20 protein-coding genes are annotated in these 22244 nt (G+C 45.0%); 15 read left to right on the forward strand and 5 right to left on the reverse strand.

The annotated features are described in order from the left end of the window. Positions 1-16 precede the first annotated feature (16 nt). Positions 17-1573, forward strand: a complete 1557-nt coding sequence (locus A28LD_RS00130; RefSeq protein ID WP_007419025.1) for a M17 family metallopeptidase — start codon at positions 17-19, stop codon at positions 1571-1573. A 79-nt stretch (positions 1574-1652) separates the two neighbouring features. Here the strand turns inward: A28LD_RS00130 and A28LD_RS00135 are convergent, their stop codons facing one another. The 3 genes from A28LD_RS00135 to A28LD_RS00145 form a co-directional block, all read right to left on the reverse strand. Continuing rightward, positions 1653-1928, reverse strand: a complete 276-nt coding sequence (locus A28LD_RS00135; protein ID WP_007419026.1) for a hypothetical protein — start codon at positions 1926-1928, stop codon at positions 1653-1655. A 21-nt stretch (positions 1929-1949) separates the two neighbouring features. Next, on the reverse strand, positions 1950-2348 hold the full coding sequence (locus A28LD_RS00140; protein WP_007419027.1) for an acyl-CoA thioesterase: 399 nt from the start codon (positions 2346-2348) through the stop codon (positions 1950-1952). A gap of 229 nt (positions 2349-2577) precedes the next feature. Then, the gene (locus tag A28LD_RS00145) at positions 2578-4812 is read right to left on the reverse strand and encodes a TonB-dependent receptor (RefSeq protein ID WP_007419028.1); all 2235 of its coding nucleotides are present in this window, start codon (positions 4810-4812) and stop codon (positions 2578-2580) included. Between the two features lie 270 nt (positions 4813-5082). On the opposite strand from A28LD_RS00145, the gene A28LD_RS00150 reads away from it, so the two are divergent. Further along, positions 5083-6795 carry a M28 family metallopeptidase gene (locus A28LD_RS00150; protein WP_007419029.1) on the forward strand — a complete coding sequence of 571 codons (1713 nt, stop codon included), beginning with the start codon at positions 5083-5085 and terminating at the stop codon, positions 6793-6795. A gap of 4 nt (positions 6796-6799) precedes the next feature. Beyond that, positions 6800-7321 carry an HIT domain-containing protein gene (locus A28LD_RS00155; protein ID WP_007419030.1) on the forward strand — a complete coding sequence of 174 codons (522 nt, stop codon included), beginning with the start codon at positions 6800-6802 and terminating at the stop codon, positions 7319-7321. Between the two features lie 54 nt (positions 7322-7375). On the opposite strand, the gene fldB is transcribed toward A28LD_RS00155, so the two are convergent. After that, positions 7376-7915, reverse strand: a complete 540-nt coding sequence (gene fldB / locus A28LD_RS00160; RefSeq protein ID WP_007419031.1) for a flavodoxin FldB — start codon at positions 7913-7915, stop codon at positions 7376-7378. Between the two features lie 256 nt (positions 7916-8171). On the opposite strand from fldB, the gene A28LD_RS00165 reads away from it, so the two are divergent. Continuing rightward, positions 8172-8444, forward strand: coding sequence for a YfcL family protein (locus tag A28LD_RS00165; RefSeq protein WP_007419032.1), 273 nt, complete (start codon positions 8172-8174; stop codon positions 8442-8444). Here the strand turns inward: A28LD_RS00165 and mnmC are convergent. Beyond that, complete coding sequence (mnmC, locus tag A28LD_RS00170) at positions 8441-10414, reverse strand: bifunctional tRNA (5-methylaminomethyl-2-thiouridine)(34)-methyltransferase MnmD/FAD-dependent 5-carboxymethylaminomethyl-2-thiouridine(34) oxidoreductase MnmC (protein ID WP_007419033.1); 1974 nt, start codon at positions 10412-10414, stop codon at positions 8441-8443. The genes A28LD_RS00165 and mnmC overlap by 4 nt on opposite strands. A 107-nt stretch (positions 10415-10521) precedes the next feature. Between mnmC and fabB the strand changes: the two genes are divergently transcribed. From fabB to A28LD_RS00225, 11 genes are all read left to right on the forward strand, one after another. Then, positions 10522-11733 (forward strand): beta-ketoacyl-ACP synthase I, encoded by a 1212-nt coding sequence (gene fabB, locus A28LD_RS00175; protein WP_007419034.1) that lies wholly within the window; start codon positions 10522-10524, stop codon positions 11731-11733. Positions 11734-11889: 156 nt separating this feature from the next. Beyond that, positions 11890-13029 (forward strand): 4-phosphoerythronate dehydrogenase, encoded by a 1140-nt coding sequence (locus A28LD_RS00180; RefSeq protein ID WP_007419035.1) that lies wholly within the window; start codon positions 11890-11892, stop codon positions 13027-13029. Between the two features lie 164 nt (positions 13030-13193). After that, on the forward strand, positions 13194-14210 hold the full coding sequence (locus tag A28LD_RS00185) for an aspartate-semialdehyde dehydrogenase (RefSeq protein WP_007419036.1): 1017 nt from the start codon (positions 13194-13196) through the stop codon (positions 14208-14210). 126 nt (positions 14211-14336) lie between these two features. After that, positions 14337-15509, forward strand: coding sequence for a FimV/HubP family polar landmark protein (locus tag A28LD_RS00190; protein WP_007419037.1), 1173 nt, complete (start codon positions 14337-14339; stop codon positions 15507-15509). Positions 15510-15512: 3 nt separating this feature from the next. After that, positions 15513-16319 (forward strand): tRNA pseudouridine(38-40) synthase TruA, encoded by an 807-nt coding sequence (truA, locus tag A28LD_RS00195; protein WP_007419038.1) that lies wholly within the window; start codon positions 15513-15515, stop codon positions 16317-16319. A 146-nt stretch (positions 16320-16465) separates the two neighbouring features. Next, complete coding sequence (accD, locus tag A28LD_RS00200; protein ID WP_007419039.1) at positions 16466-17344, forward strand: acetyl-CoA carboxylase, carboxyltransferase subunit beta; 879 nt, start codon at positions 16466-16468, stop codon at positions 17342-17344. A 9-nt stretch (positions 17345-17353) separates the two neighbouring features. Then, positions 17354-18646, forward strand: coding sequence for a bifunctional tetrahydrofolate synthase/dihydrofolate synthase (folC, locus tag A28LD_RS00205; RefSeq protein WP_202796065.1), 1293 nt, complete (start codon positions 17354-17356; stop codon positions 18644-18646). Between the two features lie 14 nt (positions 18647-18660). After that, positions 18661-19224 (forward strand): SPOR domain-containing protein, encoded by a 564-nt coding sequence (locus A28LD_RS00210; RefSeq protein ID WP_007419041.1) that lies wholly within the window; start codon positions 18661-18663, stop codon positions 19222-19224. An 80-nt stretch (positions 19225-19304) separates the two neighbouring features. After that, positions 19305-19793 (forward strand): CvpA family protein, encoded by a 489-nt coding sequence (locus tag A28LD_RS00215; RefSeq protein WP_007419042.1) that lies wholly within the window; start codon positions 19305-19307, stop codon positions 19791-19793. 18 nt (positions 19794-19811) lie between these two features. Next, positions 19812-21323, forward strand: a complete 1512-nt coding sequence (purF, locus tag A28LD_RS00220) for an amidophosphoribosyltransferase (RefSeq protein ID WP_007419043.1) — start codon at positions 19812-19814, stop codon at positions 21321-21323. Then, positions 21323-22189, forward strand: coding sequence for a TraB/GumN family protein (locus tag A28LD_RS00225; protein WP_007419044.1), 867 nt, complete (start codon positions 21323-21325; stop codon positions 22187-22189). The genes purF and A28LD_RS00225 overlap by 1 nt, the downstream gene beginning before the upstream one ends. The last annotated feature ends 55 nt before the right edge of the window (positions 22190-22244 follow it).

Here is a 22244-nt window from a genome sequence, read left to right on the forward strand (position 1 = left end):
TGAGGAATTTATAGTTATGGCAACACCTAAGTTAACAATAGTTTCATCGATACAAGAGTTACCAAGTTCAGGGTGTGATGCGCTCGTGGTATTGAGCCACGATTTAACGGCAATCCCAGCACCATTTGCAGAAGCGGTGCAAAATGCTCAGCAATTAGATGCTCAAATAATCAATAAAACATCAGTTTTGCGTTGTGAAGCGGCACCGGCACAGCGTTTGATTGTTGCCGCAACTGGCCCTTTAAATCGTGATTACGACGATGTTCGCCGTTTCTTTGATGCTGCGCGTAATGCCGCCATAGTAGTGCGTGATTCAGGGGCTATTGCCCCTGTTCTTTGGCTGCCGGAAATTCCTAACACTGCAAACTATGAAAACGCTGTAGAAGCGGCATGGTTTGGCTTTTGCCAAGGTTTATACGAACCATTAGAAGCGCGAGAGCATTTTGGTGAAAGCGTAGAGCCTGTATCGGCGGTTACTTTGATAGCCGAACATTCTCAAAGTGCCAACAGCGTACAAAGTGCAGATTGGTTGTACGCGGTAGAAGAAGGCCGCCGGGTTGCTCGCGATCTTTGTGGCACTGAACCAGAACGTATGGCACCAATGAAGTTTGCTGAATACTGCCAACAGGCGTTTGCAGGCACTTCGGTAAAAGTACAAATTATTGATGATAAACCAGAGCTCGAACATGAATATCCACTGCTATCTGCAGTGGGGCGAGCATCGTTTGGCACCAGCCAGCGCCCGTGTGTTATCCGCCTAGAATATACTCCCGAAGGTAGTGTTGATGAAACCCTCATGATTGTAGGTAAAGGGATTACCTATGATACCGGTGGTGCCGATGTTAAAACCGGTGGCCACATGGCAGGTATGAGCCGTGATAAAGGTGGCGCTGCTGGTGTTGCTGGGTTTGTAAAAGCGGTTGCAGGTGTAAAACCACAAGGATTAAAAGTAATTGCAGAGCTTGCGGCGGTGCGAAACAATATCGATGCATTAGCGTTTGTAGCCGATGAAATCATTACAGGCCGTTCCGGTAAGCGCGTACGTATCGGTAACACCGATGCAGAAGGCCGTTTGGTAATGGCTGATTGTTTGGCGCATCTTACTGAACTGGCTAAAAATGAGGTAAATCCAAGCTTGTATACGGTAGCCACGTTAACCGGGCATGCGGCGCTTGCAAAAGGCCCTTACTCAGCGTTTGTTCCGAATGGTCCGGCGGTAAAAACAGGCTTGGTAAATGATTTACTATCGGCTAGTGAAGCTTGGGCAGATCCGGCTGAATTATCTCCGAGCCGCCGAGAAGATTACGATTTTGTTCGTGGGCGCACTAAGGCCGATGATTTACTGTCGTCGAATAATGGCCCTTCAGCAACAACAAAACGTGGACATCAATTTCCAATGGCATTTTTAACTGAAGTTGCGCTCTTGAACGAACATGGCAATAACAGTGAAAAGCCATTACCATACATTCACATTGATATTGCCGGAAGTGGTGTTGAAGGTGGGGATTGGCAGCACGGTAAACCAACCGCTACACCGGTATTGGCATTTGCTGGGAAGTTTTTAATACGCTAAAAGCAGCTGTTAAATAAAAAGGCAGGATTACTTCAATCCTGCCTTTTTAAATTTGTTAGGGTAATAATTTCAAGCACTGCTAATCGATACCTTTACTGCGCTTGTCTACTACTCTGCGCGCGGCGAATATAACATAAATATGCTTTTCTTCTGTTCCCCACCTGCATTCGTTTGGTCGTTCGAAGTTATCACACCAAGTGGGTTCGCCAATCATGTTCTTCACTTCACTAAAATGCATTCCCATATCAATATAATTGAAATTAGTACGGGTTATTTTTGAATCAGAACATGCGGTGAGTACTACAAGTGCGCCTACGCATGCTAACAAAGTAATTAATGATTTTTTAGTGTTCATGATGCTCCTAAAACCTTGTGTTTAAGCGGGAGGCTCAATAGTAAGCAAATCGAGCTGTGCTTTTGTTTTGCCATGAGGTTGAGGTTTGCGTGAAACGCCATCGATGTGTACAAATACGATATCATCGGCTACGCAAATATTCTGTTTCGTGCCTTTATTACGAACTACACAACTTACTGTTAACGATGTTCGGCCAACGTGTTTTGTTTCTAAACCAAACTCAACAACATCGCCTTGAAAGGCTGAAGCTTCAAAGGTTATGGCCCCCATATGTTTGGTTACCAAACTTTTTTGGTCGAGCTGGCAGCTGGCGTAAATATAAGCTTCTTCATCAATCCATTCGAGAATTCGGCCGCCAAAAAGCGAGCCCGCGAAGTTTAAATCATTTGGCATAACAAGACGTCGAGATAAAAAGCGCATTGGCTCTCCTTCAGAAAAACTATCCATTGGGTTTATTTAGTAAAGCATTGTAGAAGTATAGCGTAAGGCGAACATAACATCTAAAGCATGCACTTAAAGTTTGTATTCATAGCATAGTAACGATGGCCAATAGCTAGCCTAGTTCAGAAATGTGAATAGTAGAAACTACAGATAAAAAAAGGCCACTTTAAAAAGTGGCCTGCAAAACATTTAAACAGCTTCAGCTAACTTAGAAGCTTGCCCGAATACCAAGGCTAAAGCCTCGGCCCGGAAGTGGCGCATAGTTTTTGATAAATGAGCTGTGTGCGTAGCCTAATTCGTTAGTAAGATTCTCAGCTTTTAAATATACCGCTACATCTTGGCCAGCAAAGTAGCCTGGGTAATAATTTAACTGCAAATTAACTAACCCAAAGCTATCCGTTGCGGCTTCATCTTCGGCTGTACGGTTTTGCGCAAAATAGTAAGTGTAACCAATGGTTGCATCCCATTTTTCTTGCGTGTAGGTGCCGCTTAAACCAAAGCGTTGAGCTGGAATACGCGGAACATTACCACCGCTGCTGAATACGGCACGAGTATAATCAGAGAAGCCATTTAAACTCCAAGTTTGATTAAACACGTAACGGCCAGAAAGCTCATAACCATAAAGCTCAGCGCTTTGTTGCGCATATTGATAAACCGGGAGCTCTCCGAAATCGTGGTCGTGTTCTTCTTCGTGAGCCTGATCTTCGTGGTCACTATGGAACAAATCAGCATCTAACAATTCGCTAGCAAAGCCAAGATTATCTAAATAAATAAAATCATGAATTTTATTTAAGAACAGGTTTGCATCTAAGTGCCATTTATCGCCTTCAAAGTGCATGCCAAAATCAATGTTCATTGAGCGCTCTTTTGCCAGCGCAAAACCCGCTAGCTCTAGCTCATATGCATATTCATCGTGGCCATGATCATCATGGTTTCCGGTATCAGATTCGTGCTCATTATGTTCATCTAGATGATGAACTTCATATACACCACCCACTTCAAATGTACGCGTAGCGAAATGTGCGCCATTGGCAAATAGCTCATTGGCACTCGGAGCGCGTTCACTGTAACTCACGCTAGTTGAAAGCTTTAAACCATCGCTTACTTTCCAGTTCATTCCGGTAGAAGCACTCAAGGGCGTGTAATCGAGAGTATTGAAATTTTCGCTATCCAGCTCAACTTGTTCAACGCGTGCGCCAAGTTCCCAGGTAATATCTCCGAAAGCTCGTTCTCCAATCCAGAAAACCCCAGCTGTATTTGTATCCGTTGCTGGTGTGTAAGCTTCTGCACCAAAAGAGCTGTATTCTTGACGAGAAATTTGCGTGCCAAGAGCACCACGCCAACCGGCAACTGGGTTGTGGCGAGCAATAATGCGTAATTCGGTTTGTTCCAAATTAAAGCCTGTTTCAACAAAAGTATCTTCGATTTCTTGGTGATTTAAATCGGTATAACCTAAGTTGAAATCGATGCTCTCAAATCCAGCAAACGGATTGTTAATGCCGCTAATGAATTGAATTCTATCTTGCTTCATGCGAGCGAAGACGCCTTCATCTTCATGGCCAACCTCATCATGAGCATCTTCAGCATGTTCATCTTCAGCGTGTTCATCTTCGGCATGTCCGTGGCCGGGAATACCATAATCCCGCTCTAAACGGCCAAATGAAATGCCGGCAAATCCGCGATTAAAGAAATAACTAGCACCTACAGTAGCTCCCTTGTCATCGGTGAAACTATTTTCAATCTTGTCTTCATGGTGACCATCGGGGCTATCAAACTCAGGAACGCGCGTATCGTTAGCCTTGCGGTAAAAACCATCAAGGTGTAACGCAAATGCACCTTGCCCGGTATTTAAATCAAAACTGCCGCTGCGCTCATCAGAAACGGAGTTGTAGCGGGCACCATAAGAGCCTTCCAAGCCATTAACTGGCTGGCGGGGAACGCGATTATCAACAACGTTCACCACGCCGCCGCTAGCGCCGCTTCCGAACAATAAAGTTGAAGGGCCGCGTAAAACCTCTATTTGCTGTGCTGTAGTGGCTTCTGCTGACACCGCGTGATCTGGGCCGCCACGAGAAATATCGGCTACATCTAGGCCATTCTGCACTATCTTAACTCGGGGCCCGTCGAGGCCACGAATAATTGGGCTGCTCGAAGTAGGGCCGTAGTAGGTAGCTTGAACACCAGGTAAGCCTCTCAGTGTTTCACCTAATGTAGCCGCTTCGCTAGCTCGTAAAGAATCACCATAAAGAACGTGAACAGGCTGTGCGCTCTCGAGAGCTGTTCTTTGTAGTGCCGATGCGGTAACAATAATACGCTCGAAGCTCTGTTCAGTTTTACGCTGCTCTGCGCTACGCTCGCTCTCACTTTGCGCTTCTTGTGCAACTACGATTTGCGGAGAAAGTAACGCAGCAATTGCTAATGCTAACGGTGCTTTTTTAAACATCTTAATTCACCCATGGTTTTGTTGTGCATAGTTAGTTATCTTTTATGTAATAATATAACATTACATAACCTTGCCGGATTTGACAACCGTTTTTCGCGTTGCTGCGATAAGAAGCAGATAAACTGCGATGATAATGTTACCTTTGGGTTACTTAAGTTGCGGTTCTAGCTTAAAGTGTAGGGCAGCGAAGCCCTGTTGCCGAGCTTGCCTGTGTAGCGCCGTATTAGAAGGCTGCAAGCCACAATAAATAAAAGATCAATGGAAAAAATTATGAAAAAGCATTTTTTTAGTACCAACTCAACAGCAAAAGGGATAGTTGGTGTTTTTGTAGCTGCTGTGTTTTTGGCAGCCTGTGCGCCGCAAAAAGAAGCCGAAGTAGAAACCATTGCACCGGCTGCGAACCCAAGCGCCGTGCAAGCTCATCTAGAGTTTCTTGCTAGCGATTTAATGGAAGGGCGTGATACTGGCTCTCGTGGTCACGAAATTAGCTCGCATTATATTGCAACTCAGTTTCAAGTAATGGGTTTAAAAGAAGCCGGTACAGACGGCTATTATCAGCGCGTTTCATTCCGTAGTGCACGCCTTAGTGATAATGAACCTACTTTTACTGTGAACACAGAAAGTGGTACGCATGAATTGGAATACCGTAAACACTTCACTACAGGTGCAAACACTGCCGAATTGTTATCTGAAGTAACTGCTGAATTAGTGTTTGTTGGTTACGGACTGGTTTCTGAAACCTTTGGCATCAATGATTACGAAGGGGTTGATGTAGAGAATAAAATTGTAATTGCCGTAAGTGGCGGTACACAGGGATTACCAAGTGAAGAAGCAGCACATTTGGGTGCACAGAAGCAAAAGCAAGCGGTTGAAAGGGGTGCGGTAGGTTTTATTACTCTGCATACGCCTGAACGCGAAGCTGTTCGGCCGTTTGAGCGTGCGGTTTTATTTGGCGCAGGCCCACGTATGCGCTGGTTAGATCCGGAAGGTAACGCGCATGGAGAAGATGCTCAATTGAAAGGTAGTGCTTACCTAGATTACCGCGCAGCTGAGCCAATGTTTGCTGGTGCGCAACATACATTGGAAGATATTTTCGCTGCGTTAGAAGCGGGTGAGCGGCCTCCATCGTTTGCGTTGAATGCTACTGCAAACATGAGCCGTGAATCGATTTTTGAAGAGATCGATAGCCCGAACGTAATTGGTATGATTGAAGGTTCAGATCCTGAGTTGAAGAATGAGTATGTTATTTATACTGCGCACTCTGATCATATTGGTTTAGCCAGAGATTTCACAACATCTTCTAAAATTAACAACGGCGCACTGGATAATGCTGCAGGAGTGGCTGTAATGTTAGAAACTGCGCGCATGTATGCTGAACATGCAGCAGCAGGGCACCCGCCGCGCCGTTCTATTTTGTTTGCTGCGGTAACCGCTGAAGAGAAGGGGCTTTTGGGCGCGGATTATTTTGCGCATCACCCAACTGTGCCGATCGAAAGCATCGTAGCCAATGTAAACTTGGATATGCCGGTATTACTTTATCCATTTGCAGATATCGTAGCCTTCGGTGCTGATCATTCTAACTTAGGTGAAATTGTAGCCCGCGCAGCAGGCAAGCATGATATTGCTCTGAGCCCAGACCCAATGCCGGAACAAGCGATTTTTACTCGTTCAGATCATTACACCCTTGTGCGCCAAGGTATACCTGCAGTGTTCCTAATGACAGGTTTCACTTCACAAGATGAAGATGAAGATGGTGGTGAAATTTGGGGGCGGTTCTTTGCAGAAAACTATCACCGGCCAGGTGATGATTTGCAAACGCTTACCGAACAATATGGCGGAATTCGCTACGATTTTGGTGCGTTATTTACCGATATTAACTTCCAGATTGGTATGGAAATAGCGAATGCCGATGAAGCGCCATACTGGTTACCTGAGAGTTACTTTGGTAAGATTTTTGCAGCCGATTCATCTGTTCGAGATTAACTAAATGCTAAATGATGGTCCTTTAAAAGGTACATCTGAAGATGCCGGAAATTCTTCCGGCATCTTCGTTTTACATAAACAGCTGGAAAATGATTGTTTTAATGTGGGTAGCTTGCCCTTGTGCCAAGTGCTGATGATGAATGATCGCCAATATCCTTGGTTTATACTGGTGCCGAAACGCGCAAATATGCGCGAAATTTACCAGTTATCGGTAACCGACCAGTTGAGTTTTTTGCATGAATCGAGCTGGTTTGGGCAGATGATAATGCAGGAATTTAATGGCGAAAAATTGAATATCGGTGCGCTTGGCAATGTGGTGCCACAGCTCCATGTTCATCATATTGTACGCAATCAATACGATGCTACATGGCCAGCCCCCGTTTGGGGTAAATTGCCAGCGAAGCACTACTCTGTTGAAGATGCAGCAAAACGAATAGGCTTGGTAGAAGAGCAATTAGCAACTTATCAGCCGCCAATTACTGATTTCGATGAATTCATTATCGATGAATCAGATTTCGAAGCCTAAGCAATTGTTTAGGCTTTATTGCTGCAGCCACAATTCAATATCACTCTCATGGGTTTAAATATTCTCCGAAATTTCTTCGAGAACTTGCATACACCAGTTTTGAATTCGTTCATCAGAAAATTCATATTGCGAATCTTCATCGAGGGCTAATCCAACGAACTGAGTTTTATCATCAGTAAGTGCCTTGGAAGCCAAAAATTCATACCCCTCATTCGGCCAGTAGCCAATGCGCTTTATCGTTTTGTTCGTATCTATTTGTGCAATAGCATCGTGCAGCATTCCTAGCGCATCTTGGAACCATTCGCCATAACCCTGCTGATCGCCCATGCCAAATAACGCAATTGTTTTATTGTTCAAATCCAAATCGGCAATTTCATCCCAGTGGCTTTCCCAATCTTCCTGAATTTCACCAAAATCCCAGGTTGATAAACCAAAGATTAGAAAATCATATTGCTCGGCGTTTTTGAGGGGGATGTCTTTAATATTATTCAATTCAAGGATATCTGCGCCAATAATATCGCGCATTTTTTCTGCGGCTATTTCAGTGTAGCAGGTGGTAGAACCATAAAATAAGCCAATACGAAAATCACTCATGGGATACCCTTTTCAAACAACGCTTAATGATAGATTTTGGGGTGGTGCTTTATTGCGCCGAGATCATAGCAGATAGCGCCAGCGAACTCATTAAGCTCGCAATATTTAACCATTAGCTACGCTGGAGTGAGTTGCTAAGATCAGCTACAATTGCGCCCCAGTGAAAGGTTGCTAAAGCTTTGCGTAGCCTTTATATCGGTAAACTAAATTAATGCACTTCGGCGTTTTCTGCGGCTGAGTTGTGAATGAGGAATTTATGGCGAACGAATTAATTACTTTAGCTGATTCATTAGAAGCTGTATTTGATGAAGCGGTAGTAAACGGTGATGATAATGAGTTGTTCGCTAGTGGTTACTTACGTGGGCATTTCGATTTAGTGGTAGCACAACTTGAGTTACGTGGTGAAGAATCGCCTGCGTTGTTGTGGGAAGAGTTGCGTGCTGCTTTAAAACAAACCAAAGATGAGTTAAATCCGCAAGATCAGCAACACGTTCAGAATATGCTCGAACGCTTGATTGCGGCCAGTTAATCTACCCAAATTGATTTATTTCGAATTCGAGCTCTCTCAGCGAAGCGGCTCGGTTTTAACGCTTGCAAACTTCTAAACGTTAAAGGTAAAGGTTTCCCCTCTATTTGTGCTGCAACTAGCTCTGCAGCAAGGGGAGCAGCGGTTAATCCACGCGCGCCAAGGCCACTAAGAACCCAAAGGTTGGGCCATTCATCTAGTTTACCGCGATAAAATTGTGGAGCCCTGCCTGCTAGCGGCAAATGGTCTGGTGTAGTTGCTCGTACACTCGCTCTTTGGCCGATAATCCATTCCTTGGGTAATGTAAAAGCAAAATCACTTTGCATTTGTTTTAAATTCTGAACGTCGTCGTTAGCATCAATAATTGCATTATGGCGGCTTTTATCAAACGTGGCACCAATGCAGCAACTGCCGTTACTTACCGGAGTTATATAGCCATTGTGGCAAAGCACATGCTGCAAATCGTTTAACACGTGCTCTTTGGGTATGGCCACACGAGTGATTTGCCCGCGTACTGGGCGAATGGGCACCAGTGCTTGGGGTAGTAATTCCGCACTGCGTTCACCACAAGCTATAATTACTTGGTCAAAAAAATATCTTTTGCCGTTACCAAATAAAACCCATCGGCTTTCTAGATCGCAACGCTCACCTTGGTAATGTTCGAGCAAAGAACCGGACTGAATGTTTTCAATTGGGCAATTAAATATTTGCTCAAATGCTTTTTCGTTGTTATTTCGCTGCTGTTTTACCATGGCAAATAGTTGGTTTACCAACTCTTTAGCGGATACCCAGCCCGCTGTTGCCAGTAAAATGGATGGAGCGGGCAGTGTAACGCTTGCGCTTGCTGATGTTTGCGCTCGGGTTTGCGGTAACCAGCAACTATTAGGATAGAGTTCTTGGCAAATAATTTTACGAATTTTAATATTTTGTTCGTTCGTTTTAATCAATTGTTGAACACCGCTCTCATGCCAGCATTCAGGTGTGGCATTACGATAAAGGTGGCGCGCATATTCGTGGGCATGGCTGTAGAAATCGGAAGTAGGCGTCCATTGCGCTTGCAATAGAGGATATACCGCTCCCTGAGGGTTCCCAGAAGCGCCAGCGGCTGGTTCTGAAGCGCTAGAAAATATGGTGATGTCCTTTTCTGAATTTCGCAACGCGTAAGCTAATGTTGCTGCGGCAATACCATCACCAATGATGGCGATGGATTTTGCTCGAGGCGGTTCAGGCTGGCCTAATTTATTAATGGTTCCATACAACATTTCGCGCTTACGGCCGAACCCTGGTGCTTTTTTAATGTTTAGCCCGGCTCGTATAAGCCCTCGGCGGACATCGCCATTAGCACTAAAAGTAGCCAAGCTTGCATTATTTGCCATACTTACTGAAATGGCCTGATAAAGCTCAGGCTGCCACATTTGTGGATTTTTATTAGGTGCAAAACCATCAAGAAACCAAGCGTTAACGTGGCGCGGGTGTAATGCGGCCCATTCGGGAAGTGCTTCGTTTACATCGGCAAAGTAAAGATCTAGGGTAATTTGCGGGTGTAAACGTAGCCGCTGTAAACCTGGTAATAGCGGAGGGTATTGGGCTAATAGCAGCGAGCTTAGAGGTTCAAATTGCGGCCAATAGCTAAGTATTCTGGCTAGATCTGCGTGCTTAAGAGGGTATTTTTCAAAGCTTACGAAATATAATTGGGCACTTTTAGGTGCAGAACGGAGAAATAAATCAGCGGCTAAAAGAAAATTCAAGCCACTACCAAAGCCAGTTTCGGCGATTAAAAAGCTTTCATATTCGTTGAGTTGCAAGAAACGTTCGGGTAGATCGTTGTGTTGAATAAATACGTAATCACTCTCTGCTATACCATCTTTGCGCGAAAAATAGATATCTTCGAATAACATAGATTCAGGAGTACCTTGTTGGTCGAATTCAATATCGGCATAATGCAATGATGAATTGGCGTTAGCAGGTGTCATATTTTGCCTTGTTCGGGAATGTTAGTCAGCAGACCACTTAAAGAGTGCATTTTCGTTTTCATCGGGACAATGTATGATACCGGAAATTTATTAATAGGATAGATTCAATGAGACGAGCAGTCGTAACCGGAATCGGAATTGTATCAAGCATTGGTAACAATCAGCAGGAAGTGTTGGCTTCATTAAAAGAGGGCCGTTCAGGCATTACTCGTTCAGAGCCATTTGCAGAAATGGGTTTGCGTTGCCAAGTTTGGGGTGATTTAAAAATTAATGTTAGCGAGCATATCGATCGTAAAGCTTATCGTTTTATGGGCGATGCTGCAGCTTACGCGTATATTGCACTTGAGCAAGCTATTGCTGATGCGGGTCTTTCTGAAGCTGAAGTATCGAATGAGCGTACGGGATTAGTTGTAGGCTCTGGTGGTGCATCAGGTGAACATCAGGTTGCGGCAGCCGATACATTGCGTGAAAAAGGCGTTAAACGTGTAGGGCCATATATGGTTCCACGTTGTATGGCTTCTACAACATCGGCGTGTTTAGCGACACCAATGAAAATCAAAGGCGTAAACTATTCGATTAGTTCAGCCTGTGCTACCAGCGCTCACTGCATTGGCCACGCGTTGGAACTGATTCAACTAGGCAAGCAAGATCGTGTATTTGCTGGTGGTGGTGAAGAGTTACACTGGACACTTGGCATGGAATTCGATGCGATGGGAGCGTTAAGTACCAAGTATAACGACACACCAGAAAAAGCTTCACGTACTTACGATGCTAACCGCGATGGTTTTGTACCTTCAGGTGGTGGTGGTATGTTGGTAGTTGAAGAGCTGGAAACAGCACTTGCTCGCGGAGCTACCATCTACGGTGAAATTGTAGGCTATGGTGCTACTTCAGATGGGTACGATATGGTTGCGCCCTCAGGCGAAGGCGCTGTGCGTTGTATGAAGATGGCGATGAAAGATTTAGATGCACCGATTGATTATCTGAATACGCACGGCACCAGCACCCCAGTAGGTGATGTGAAAGAACTAGAGGCGATTCGTGAAGTATTTGCCGATAACACACCACTGATTAGTGCAACAAAAGCAATGACAGGCCATAGCTTAGGCGCTGCCGGTGTACACGAAGCTATTTATTCATTATTAATGATGAGAGAAAGCTTTGTAACACCTTCAATCAACATTGAAGAGTTAGATGAAAAAGCGGTTGGTATGAACATTGTTCGTGAGCCAACACCGAAGAATTTGAATATTGTAATGTCGAATAGCTTTGGTTTTGGTGGCACAAACGCTTCACTAGTATTTCGTAAATATCAATAAGCGTTTTTATTGTTCTGAGTGAAAAGCCGTTCCGATAGGAGCGGCTTTTTTGTTTTACCGGAGCGTGATTCCCCATTCGAATTAAAGTCGGCATAATGCGATTAATCGATTTGGCCCGTTGGGTTCGCGAACATCTTGCGGATAAAGGAACATTGGATGAATTTTTTAATTGATCAGAATCTACCTGCTGCAAAAGAACTTTTTTCTGAGTTTGGCGCATTGCACTTTTACGAGGGTAGGGAGCTTCCTTCTGAATTGTTGGCTGAGGCGGAAATATTATTGATTCGTTCAGTTACCAAAATTACCGAGGAGGTGCTAGCCAAGGCACCTAAATTGAAGTTTGTTGGTACGGCAACTATCGGTACCGATCATATGGATTTAAATGCATTGGCAGCACGAAATATTACTTTCGCGAATGCAGCGGGATGTAACGCAGTTGCTGTGGGTGAATATGTATTAAGTGCGGCATTGGCTGTATCGCTAAAGCATCAGTTTTCATGGCATGGTAAACGCGCCTTAGTTATTGGCGCCGGTAATACCGGCAGTGAGGCAGGTAAGCGGTTAGCAGCCCTTGGCATGCAAGTAGCTTACATTGATCCGATCAAGCAAGAGGCGGGCACTGATATTGAATTTAGTAGTTGGCAACAGCTTGCCGAGTTTGATTTGGTAACCTGCCATGTTCCCATGCAACGCACTGGCCCTTTTACTACCTGGCACCTTTTCAATACAGAGCGGCTGAATACATTGAAGCCCGGAGCTTTACTAGTTAATGCTAGCCGTGGTGCTGTTGTGGATAATGATGCATTGTATCAGCGTTTACAGCGAGCTAAAGATATCTATGTAGCCCTCGATGTATGGGAAGGGGAGCCAAAGGTAATGCGAGAATTAGTGCCGTTGGTGGATATCGCAACGCCACACATTGCAGGGCACAGTATTGAAGGTAAAATTCGTGGCACCTATCGATTATATTTACAACTACATGAATTACTCAATTTGCCAGCGCCAATAATACCCGAACGCCGAGTACTCCCGGGTTTTGCTGATGGTACGATAGAAATATCACGTGATTATACTGAGGCTGATATTATACGCTGGGTAAACAATATTTATGCTATTGATCAAGATGATAGTAATTTTCGCCGAGATGGACTTAGCGCGACAGGGTTTGATAAATTACGAAAAGAATACGCGCTAAGGCGAGAATTATGGAGCCAAATATTGGTTTGCGCGCCCGAGTGCTCTGAAAAACAGCAGAAACAGCTTGAAGCGCTGGGTTTTAGTGTGCGAGCAGCGTAGAATAGAGGCCGTTTCACGTTTGTACTAAGTGAATAATATTGTTGAAGAACAGCCGATATTAGTAAAACTTTTTCGATAACAAACGCAAGGCGTGGGTAATCCGCTACAATAAATTCATTGTGTGTGGCTTAAGCTGCACTCTTTTTAGGTTTTGAGGGTTGTAAATGAGCATTGAAGTAAACGTTGCGGTATTGGGTGCTACAGGTTTAGTGGGCAAACAGATGATCGAATGCTTAGAAGAGCGTGGTTTTCCGGTAAAGCAATTGTTTCCACTTGCGAGTAGCCGTTCAGCTGGCAGCGAAATAAGTTTTCGTGGTGAAGATATCGTTGTTGAAGACGCTGAAACTTTCGATTGGAGCCAGGTGGAAATAGCTTTTTTCTCAGCTGGTGGCAGTATTTCCGAAGTTTTTGCGCCACGAGCCGCTGACGCTGGCTGTGTAGTAATTGATAACACCAGCCAATTTCGTTATCAGCCAGATATTCCATTAGTAGTGCCAGAGGTGAATGCGCACGCTATAGCTGAGTTTCGTAACCGCAACATTATCGCGAACCCAAATTGTTCAACGATTCAAATGTTAGTTGCGCTAAAGCCTATTCACGATGAATTTGGTATCGAGCGGATTAACGTAGCTACTTATCAATCAGTATCGGGAGCTGGCGCTTCGGCTATGGATGAGCTGGCACAACAAACATCTAAGCTGTTGAATGGTTTGCCAGCAGAACCAGAAGAATTTAGCCGGCAAATTGCCTTTAATGCGATTCCACAAATTGACGTGTTTTTAGAAAATGATTACACCAAAGAAGAAATGAAGATGCATTGGGAAACACAAAAAATACTAGGTGATGAAAGCATTATGGTGAATGCTACGGCCGTGCGTGTGCCGGTGTTTTTTGGACATGCCGAAGCGATTCATTTAGAAACGCGCCTGCCGATTGATGTAGAGCGTGTAAAAGCTCTACTCGAAAAGGCTGATGGTGTTGAGCTCCGAGAATTAAACGCTGAATTCCCAACACAAGTTACCGATGCATCGGGCAAAGATACAGTTTTTGTCGGAAGAGTACGAAAAGATTTTACCCACCCAAATGGTTTAAACCTATGGGTTGTTGCCGATAATATTCGCAAGGGTGCGGCAACCAACAGCGTTCAGATTGCAGAACATTTATTGCGTGATTACTGGTGATGTGAACGAGCATCTTCTAGACGCAGAATATTTTGGAAACTGAATTAATGGTGTTAGTGGCAAGCTGTATTCGATGCGGAGTAGCTGCATCAGAGCGAGCTCAATGAGCAAGCAGGAAGAACAAAAATGACAAGCATGCAACAACAAATCAGCAATCAAGGTGCTTCATTACGATGGGTCGCCTTGGCCTTACTAGTAGTAGCTTTAGCTTTCTCAACGGCTAGTATGGCTCAAGATCAGCTAAGCGAACAAAATAGTAAGCAAACATACGGGCCGGTAGCTAAACAAGATACAATGTGGTTTATTGCGAACCGGATTCACCCGGATCGTAGTGTTAGCATATATCAAACCATGGCGGCACTTGTTGATGCCAACCCAGAACTTTTTCCTGAAGATAATATCAATCGCCTTGCTACGGGTGTGATGCTCTATGTGCCTTCTGCTAGTGATATTCGAGCGCAAAATGCAGAACGTGCAAGGGAACGCATGATTCCGCTATTAGGGGGGGAGTTTGCAGCTGCAGCGTTAGCTAGCCAGGCACGAGTAAATGTAGAAGAACTGCAGGCACAGCATAACGAAGCGTTGAATGAAGTTGAGCAACAACTAAATGATACACAACGAGATTTGCGCGGCGTAACTCGTGAAAACGAAGCGTTGCAGGAACAGGTAGCAGAGCTTGAAACTGCGTTAGGCGCCGCCGAAGCTGCTTTAGCTGCCCGAACAGAACAAACGCCTGCACAACGCCGGCAAGTTGAGCGTGAAGTAGAAACCGTTTATGAGCCAAGCCTCGCTTGGTTTATAGGCTGGCCTGGTATTGTGATTCCACTAGCATTTATTGGTTTGATTTTTGCGTTTTTAGTAGTGGCATTGCGCAAAAATGTACCGAGTAAAAAATCAGACTCACCATATAAAGCAGCAACAGCAGTGCATTTGGCTGAAACACAGCAGCACAAAGAAGCCGTGGCTGCTGCAGAGCCTGCGGAAGTAGAGCCTAAAACTGAACAACCAGAACACCCACAAGAGCCGGTTGATAGCTATCGTGAGATTTCAGATATTTTAGATGAAGCAGAAGCAGATGCCGATGCTGATAGTGATTTAGATGCTGGGCAAACGCAAGAAGAAGCGGCGCTAGCTAAACGCGAAGAGCTCGCCGCACAAATAGATTTATCTCGTGCTTACTTGGAAATGGGTGAACACGATGAAGCAATTGCGGCACTTGAAGAAGTAATGCCCGTGGCTGATTCAGAATTGCAAGCGGAAGCCGAACAATTATTGGAAAAGATAAAGGAACAGAAATAGGCAATGCGAATAGCGCTCGGAGTAGAGTACGATGGCCAGCAATATTACGGTTGGCAGCGTCAACAAGCAGTACCAAGCGTACAAGCATGTTTGGAAAAAGCCATTAGCCAGGTAGCTGCGGAACCCGTAGCGGTTACCTGTGCTGGGCGAACCGATGCCGGGGTTCACGCAACCGGGCAAGTGGTTCATTTTGATGTTACTAATGTGCGTGATGATCGGGCATGGACACTCGGTGTGAATGCCCTTTTGCCCAATGATATTGCTATTCGTTGGTATGCCGAAGTGAGCAATGATTTTAGCGCTCGTTTTAGCGCCACAGCCCGGCGATACCGCTATATTATTCAAAACTCGCCGTTGCGGCCGGGAATTTTAAAGCAAGGCATAACACATTGTTATCATGCGCTCGATGCTGAGAGAATGCATCAAGCAGCGCAAGCGATTTGTGGTGAGCATGATTTCACATCATTCCGTGCATCACATTGCCAATCGAACACCCCATTTCGCAATATCCACTTCGTGGAGGTAAAGCGAGTAGGGGATTTTATTGTGATCGATATTAAAGCAAATGCGTTCGTGCACCATATGGTGCGCAATATAGTGGGTTCGTTAATCATTATCGGCCAAGGCGAGCAACCAGTGAGTTGGATGGCTGAGCTTTTACAAGCTCGTGACCGCAAGCTCGCGGCCGCTACAGCTAAGCCTAACGGTTTATATTTGGTTGATGTAATTTACCCTGAGGAGTTCGGCATCCCGCAGGTGCCAATTGGGCCGCTATTTTTACCAGAACGCTTAGTGGATACAAACGAATAGCTATTGAGCAGCCGATACTAAGAAGAGGCGCTGAGTGTTTAGACCACTTCTTGCTGCACTATCGGCTGCGTTTGTGCTTTAATGTATATCCTTAACCGGTGATTTAACAAAGACGATACTTAGGGTATCGGGAGACATTAAGTTTTATGAGCTGGATTGAACGAATTCTTGCTAAGCCACAATCAAGTAAAAAGAAAAACATTCCGGAAGGGGTGTGGAGTAAATGCGAAGGTTGTGAAGCTATATTATACCGCGCTGATTTAGAGCGCCATTTATATGTTTGCCCGAAATGTGGCCACCACATGCGTTTATCAGCGCGTGAGCGTTTGGCGGCATTTTTAGACCCGGGACACCAAGAAGAAATTGGTGCAGATCTTGAACCGCAAGATAGATTGAAGTTCAAAGATACGAAAAAATACAAAGATCGCCTAGTGGCTGCCCAAAAAGAAACCGGTGAGAAAGATGCATTGGTTGCTATGAGTGGCAATTTGAAAGGTATGCCGGTATGTGTGGCAGCTTTTGAATTTAAATTTATGGGCGGTTCGATGGCATCAGTTGTAGGTGCTCGTTTCGTCAAAGCAGCTGAAGTGTGTTTGGAACGCAAAATTCCGCTTATCTGCTTTTCCGCTTCTGGTGGCGCACGCATGCAAGAAGCTTTGTTATCATTAATGCAAATGGCGAAAACTTCGGCGGCTTTGGCGCGAATGAGTGAAGAAGGGCTTCCATTCATTTCTGTATTAACCGACCCAACAATGGGTGGTGTATCAGCCAGTTTAGCTATGTTGGGTGATGTTAATGTTGCAGAGCCTAATGCTTTAATTGGTTTTGCGGGCCCTCGGGTTATTGAACAGACAGTTCGTGAAACCTTGCCTCCAGGGTTCCAACGCGCAGAGTTTTTGCTCGAGCATGGCGCTATTGACATGATCGTAGATCGCCGTGAAATGCGCGATCGTATCGGTGGATTATTAGCGATGATGCAAAATTTACCTACCGTAAACCCGGAAGTTCAAACACCTGCTGAGTGAGCCAAGGCGTTGAAAACATGTTCAGAAATGCAGGCTCAATGGAGCCTGCAGCAATGGCTTGAATACCTAGAAAGCATTCATCATCGTCCGATTGATATGGGGCTTGAGCGTGTTCGAGTGGTTGCTGAAAACTTGCAGTTATTAGCACCAGACGCAACAGTATTTACCGTGGGTGGCACAAACGGTAAAGGCTCTACGGTTCGTTATCTTGAACAAATTTGTTTGGCTGCTGGGCTTTCGGTAGCTACTTACACTTCCCCACATATGCTCCGTTACACAGAACGCGTTCGCTTCAATGGTGCTGAGCTACCAGAAAGTGAACATGTTAGTGCGTTCTGCGCCATAGAGGAAGGCCGCAAAGAAACCAGCCTCACCTATTTCGAATTTGGCACATTAGCCGCCATTTGGTTATGCCAACAACATTCGCCTCAAGTTATTATTTTAGAAGTTGGACTTGGTGGGCGTTTTGATGCCGTTAATATAATTGATGCTGATGTGAGTGTGGTAACCAGTGTGGGTATTGACCATATTGAGTTCCTAGGCTCTGACCGCGAGCAAATCGGTTTTGAAAAGGCCGGTATCTATCGCCCACACAAGCCTGCGGTGTGTGGTGATCCAGCGCCACCATTAAAGTTAGTTCGGTATGCTGAGGAAATTAATGCGCCGCTGTTTTGTGTAGGCAAAGAGTTTTCTGCTAGCGCATCGAAAGCCGATAGCCAAACAAAAGAATGCTTTGATTTTCAGGGCCCAAACAGCCTCTGGCAGAACTTGCCAATGCCAACTTTACCTTTTGCTAATGCGTTAACAGCGCTTGCAGCGTTGCAGTTAAGTAACCTAAACATTAATTCAGAACATGCGGCAAAAGGTTTGCAAACGGCACAATTGGAGGGCCGTTTTGAAACCGTAAGTACCAAACCAACCGTTATTTTTGATGTTGGCCATAACCCTCATGCTGCGCAGTATCTAGCGCAATCCTTACAAACAAAGTTCACTGGTAAGCGTATTGTAGCTGTGTGCGGAATGTTGAAAGATAAAGAGCATTCGGCAACACTAGCACCCTTGCTCACCGTTATCGATCATTGGTATCTTGCATCCCTACATGGCGCAAGGGGCGTTAGTGCCGATGTGCTTCGGGATGCTTTACCGGCAGAAGTGGTAGCTGAATGTTTTTCCGATCCAATAGCTGCATTTACAAAGGCAAAAGCTGAAGTAGATGCTGATGATGTTATAGTGTGTTTCGGATCATTTCTTACGGTTGCGGCATTACATGAGAACCGTATGCATAAGCAACATAGCGATTAAAAGAGGTAGCAAAGGTGGCCAGTCAACTGCAAAACCGAATAGTAGGCACATTAATCGTTATTGCCTTGGCCGTTATTATTTTACCGGATTTATTATCAGGTAAAAATTATAACCCTGATGAAGAATTCCAAGTTAGCCCATTGCGGCCACAAGTTAGTTCAGAAATGACCGCTCCTGAATTCCCTGATGATTTCTCTGAACGAGCGGTGCGTGAACCGAATGTGTTCGTGGATGATAATGATTTTGCGGTGCAAGAGCCTCGTGAAGCAGCTCCTGTTCAAATAGGAACGGCTGAAACAGAAAACACTGAAGCTACCGCTGAAAATTTAAATGATGGCTGGGTTATTCAGCTGGGTGCGTTTCGAAATGCTGAGCGTGTTGCTGAAATTGTTAACGAGTTACGGGCAGAAGGGTATTCCGCATACAGCCGCAATACGCGAAATAGCCAAGGTGACCAATTAACACTCTTACTAGTTGGCCCAGATGTAAATGCCGCTCGGTTAGAAGCTCAATTGCCGCGGCTCAGGGAAATATCGGGCTTATCGGGTAGGGTAGTTGAGTATCGCCCAGCACAATAGTAAACATTCAAACAAACAGCAGGCACGAGCGTGTTTCTTCTGATAGAATGCGCGAAAATTCCACTATGGCGGGCTAAATTATGGAATGGATCGATTACGCAATTATTGCGGTGATAGCGTTGTCTGTCATTGTGAGCCTTGTTCGTGGCTTTGTTAGGGAAGCGCTTTCACTCGGTGTTTGGATAGCCGCCTTTTTTGTTGCCAGCCAGTTTTACTTAGAGCTTGCTGCATACTTCACTCGCATTGAAGATACCATGATTCGCAACGGCGTTGCGGTAGCCGCGTTGTTCATTGCCACCCTAATTGTGGGTGCGCTCATTACTTATTTTATTAGCCAGTTAGTAGAAAAAACTGGCCTGTCCGGCACCGATCGTGTGCTCGGTTCTGTTTTTGGTGCATTGCGTGGTGTGCTTATTGTAAGCGCGCTGCTTTTTGCCGCCGATACATTTACTCCAATGGCCGAGAATGTTTGGTGGCAAAATTCGCTGCTTATTCCGCACTTTAGCGTTTACATTCAATGGTTTTTTGAATATCTGCAAAATACTTCCAGCTTTTTACAGCCGGAATAATCAACGAGAGGTTTGTGCATGTGTGGTGTTGTCGGGATCGTAGGGAATCAACCAATTAATCAAGCGCTCTACGACGGACTGACGATGCTGCAGCATCGAGGACAAGATGCTGCAGGTATCATGACGATTGATGGCCAAACACTGCGTTTGCGCAAATCGAACGGTTTAGTTCGCGATGTATTTCATACTCGCCATATGCGCCGCTTAACCGGCAATATGGGTATTGGCCATGTTCGCTATCCTACTGCGGGAACCAGCAGCTCAGCTGAAGCTCAGCCTTTTTATGTAAACTCTCCGTTCGGTATTGCCATGGCCCATAATGGTAATCTTACCAATGCAGCAGCTTTACAAGCAGCTTTGTTTGAAAAAGCGCGGCGGCATATTAATACCTCATCTGATTCTGAGATTTTGCTCAATATTTTTGCCTATGAGCTTATGGAAAGTAAGCAACTAGAGCTTTCAAAAGACGAAATATTTTCTGCTGTGGCGCGTGTACATGAACAAGTTCGTGGTGCTTATGCTGTGGTAGCGGTCATTATTGGCCATGGGCTTGTGGCTTTCCGCGACCCTCATGGCATTCGTCCGCTTGCATTAGGCAAACGAGAAACGCCACAAGGCACAGAGTATATGGTGGCATCGGAAAGTGTTGCTATTGATGGTACTGGCTTTGTTTATGAGCGCGATGTGGCACCAGGTGAGGCTATATATATCAGCGAACAGGGCGAGTTTTTCAGCCAACAGTGTGCTGAACAGCCGGTGTACAATCCTTGTATTTTTGAATATGTATATTTTGCTCGGCCCGATTCAACCATTGATGGTGTATCGGTGTATGCGAGCCGCATTAATATGGGCCGAAAACTGGGTGAGAAAATTCAGCGCGAATATGCGCATTTAGATATCGATGTAATCGTACCGATTCCAGAAACAGCCTGTGATATCGCGCTAGAAATGTCGCGAGTGCTAAATATTCCTTATCGCCAAGGCTTTGTGAAAAATCGCTATATTGGCCGTACCTTTATTATGCCGGGGCAAACACAACGGCGGAAATCAGTGCGCCGTAAATTGAATGCGATTCGCGCGGAATTTAAAGATAAAAATGTGCTTTTGGTTGATGATTCAATTGTTCGCGGTACTACTTCGGAACAGATTATTGAAATGGCTCGTGAAGCAGGCGCAAAGAACGTTTACTTTGCTTCTGCTGCTCCGGAAATTCGCTACCCGAATGTTTATGGCATCGATATGCCGAGTGCAAATGAATTGATTGGTTTCGGCCGTGAAGCGGAAGAAATTAGCGCAATCATTAAAGCTGATGGTTTGATTTATCAGGATTTAGTTGATTTAATTGATGCTGTTAAGAGTGAAAACTTAGCTTTAGAAAAGTTTGAAACATCAGTATTTAATGGTGAGTATGTTACCGGTGATATAGATCAAGATTACCTTGACCGCCTTGATGCGGCACGTAACGATACTGCCCGCGCTGAAGATGACCAGGATAGTACTAATCCTGAATTATATAATGAGGGAGATTAATGAAAGGATTTCGATATTTTTTAGCACTAATATTATTTGTTGGTGCTATTGGCACCAGCTCAGCAGAAGTTCTCTACCGTGCACAATATGGTGAACAAACGTGGTGGCTCCTCGGAACTATTCATGTAGGTGGTGAGGAAACTAAATTATCTTCGCGAGCGCGAGAAGCGTTTGTTGAAAGTGAACGGTTTTGGCTAGAGCTCACCCCTGAAGAGCTCGAAAAAGCTGGGCCATTATTGTTTCAATATGGCTTTCGTAATGAAAAAATGTCGGCGAATGTAGATTCTGAGCTTTGGCAACAAACTGAAGCCGCATTAGCTGAATATGCTATAGCGGCGGCTATGCTGGACAATATGCAGCCTTGGTTGTTTGAACTTATGGTGAGCGTGCAAATTGCTATGGCGCAAGGTTTTGATGCCGAGCAGGGCTCTGAAATGCAGTTAATGCAATGGGCGGAAGAATCGGGTATTGAGTTTGAAGGCCTAGAAACTGCCGAGCAGCAAATTGAATCGATGCGTAATGGTGCCGTAGAATCCGATACAGAGTTTCTCACAAGGCTTCTCGATCAGATCGATGAAGGGGCACTGGACATGGATAACTTGGCTTCTCTTTGGGCTCAGGGCGATTTAGATGCATTGATGGCACTGATCTTGGAATCAATGACCGAAGAACAGCTAGAAGCTCTACTGTGGCGGCGCAATAACGCTTGGATGGAACAGCTGAAACCATTACTCGATACGAACGATTCGAACGCTTACTTCATTGCAGTAGGGGCTGGGCATTTTGGTGCAGAACAGGGGCTTTTAGAGCTGCTAGCAGCGGAAGGTGCTGAGATCACGAATTATTCGAGCAACACGGTGAAGTAAAATACTCTAAATTAAAGAGCTGATTGCTGAAATAAGTGGTTACGGAATACAAAAA

This window comes from Idiomarina sp. A28L, assembly GCF_000218785.1.
Taxonomy (GTDB): Bacteria; Pseudomonadota; Gammaproteobacteria; order Enterobacterales; family Alteromonadaceae; genus Aliidiomarina.

Coding starts and splice junctions, on each gene's coding strand:
- A28LD_RS00130 (WP_007419025.1), top strand. CDS start 17: ATGGCAACACCTAAGTTAACAATAGTTTCATCGATACAAGAGTTACCA.
- A28LD_RS00190 (WP_007419037.1), top strand. CDS start 14,337: ATGACAAGCATGCAACAACAAATCAGCAATCAAGGTGCTTCATTACGA.
- A28LD_RS00215 (WP_007419042.1), top strand. CDS start 19,305: ATGGAATGGATCGATTACGCAATTATTGCGGTGATAGCGTTGTCTGTC.
- A28LD_RS00140 (WP_007419027.1), bottom strand. CDS start 2,348: ATGCGCTTTTTATCTCGACGTCTTGTTATGCCAAATGATTTAAACTTC.
- mnmC (WP_007419033.1), bottom strand. CDS start 10,414: ATGACACCTGCTAACGCCAATTCATCATTGCATTATGCCGATATTGAA.
- A28LD_RS00225 (WP_007419044.1), top strand. CDS start 21,323: ATGAAAGGATTTCGATATTTTTTAGCACTAATATTATTTGTTGGTGCT.
- truA (WP_007419038.1), top strand. CDS start 15,513: ATGCGAATAGCGCTCGGAGTAGAGTACGATGGCCAGCAATATTACGGT.
- A28LD_RS00135 (WP_007419026.1), bottom strand. CDS start 1,928: ATGAACACTAAAAAATCATTAATTACTTTGTTAGCATGCGTAGGCGCA.
- A28LD_RS00185 (WP_007419036.1), top strand. CDS start 13,194: ATGAGCATTGAAGTAAACGTTGCGGTATTGGGTGCTACAGGTTTAGTG.
- A28LD_RS00150 (WP_007419029.1), top strand. CDS start 5,083: ATGAAAAAGCATTTTTTTAGTACCAACTCAACAGCAAAAGGGATAGTT.
- A28LD_RS00180 (WP_007419035.1), top strand. CDS start 11,890: ATGAATTTTTTAATTGATCAGAATCTACCTGCTGCAAAAGAACTTTTT.
- A28LD_RS00165 (WP_007419032.1), top strand. CDS start 8,172: ATGGCGAACGAATTAATTACTTTAGCTGATTCATTAGAAGCTGTATTT.
- A28LD_RS00145 (WP_007419028.1), bottom strand. CDS start 4,812: ATGTTTAAAAAAGCACCGTTAGCATTAGCAATTGCTGCGTTACTTTCT.
- A28LD_RS00155 (WP_007419030.1), top strand. CDS start 6,800: ATGCTAAATGATGGTCCTTTAAAAGGTACATCTGAAGATGCCGGAAAT.
- accD (WP_007419039.1), top strand. CDS start 16,466: ATGAGCTGGATTGAACGAATTCTTGCTAAGCCACAATCAAGTAAAAAG.
- fabB (WP_007419034.1), top strand. CDS start 10,522: ATGAGACGAGCAGTCGTAACCGGAATCGGAATTGTATCAAGCATTGGT.
- purF (WP_007419043.1), top strand. CDS start 19,812: ATGTGTGGTGTTGTCGGGATCGTAGGGAATCAACCAATTAATCAAGCG.
- fldB (WP_007419031.1), bottom strand. CDS start 7,915: ATGAGTGATTTTCGTATTGGCTTATTTTATGGTTCTACCACCTGCTAC.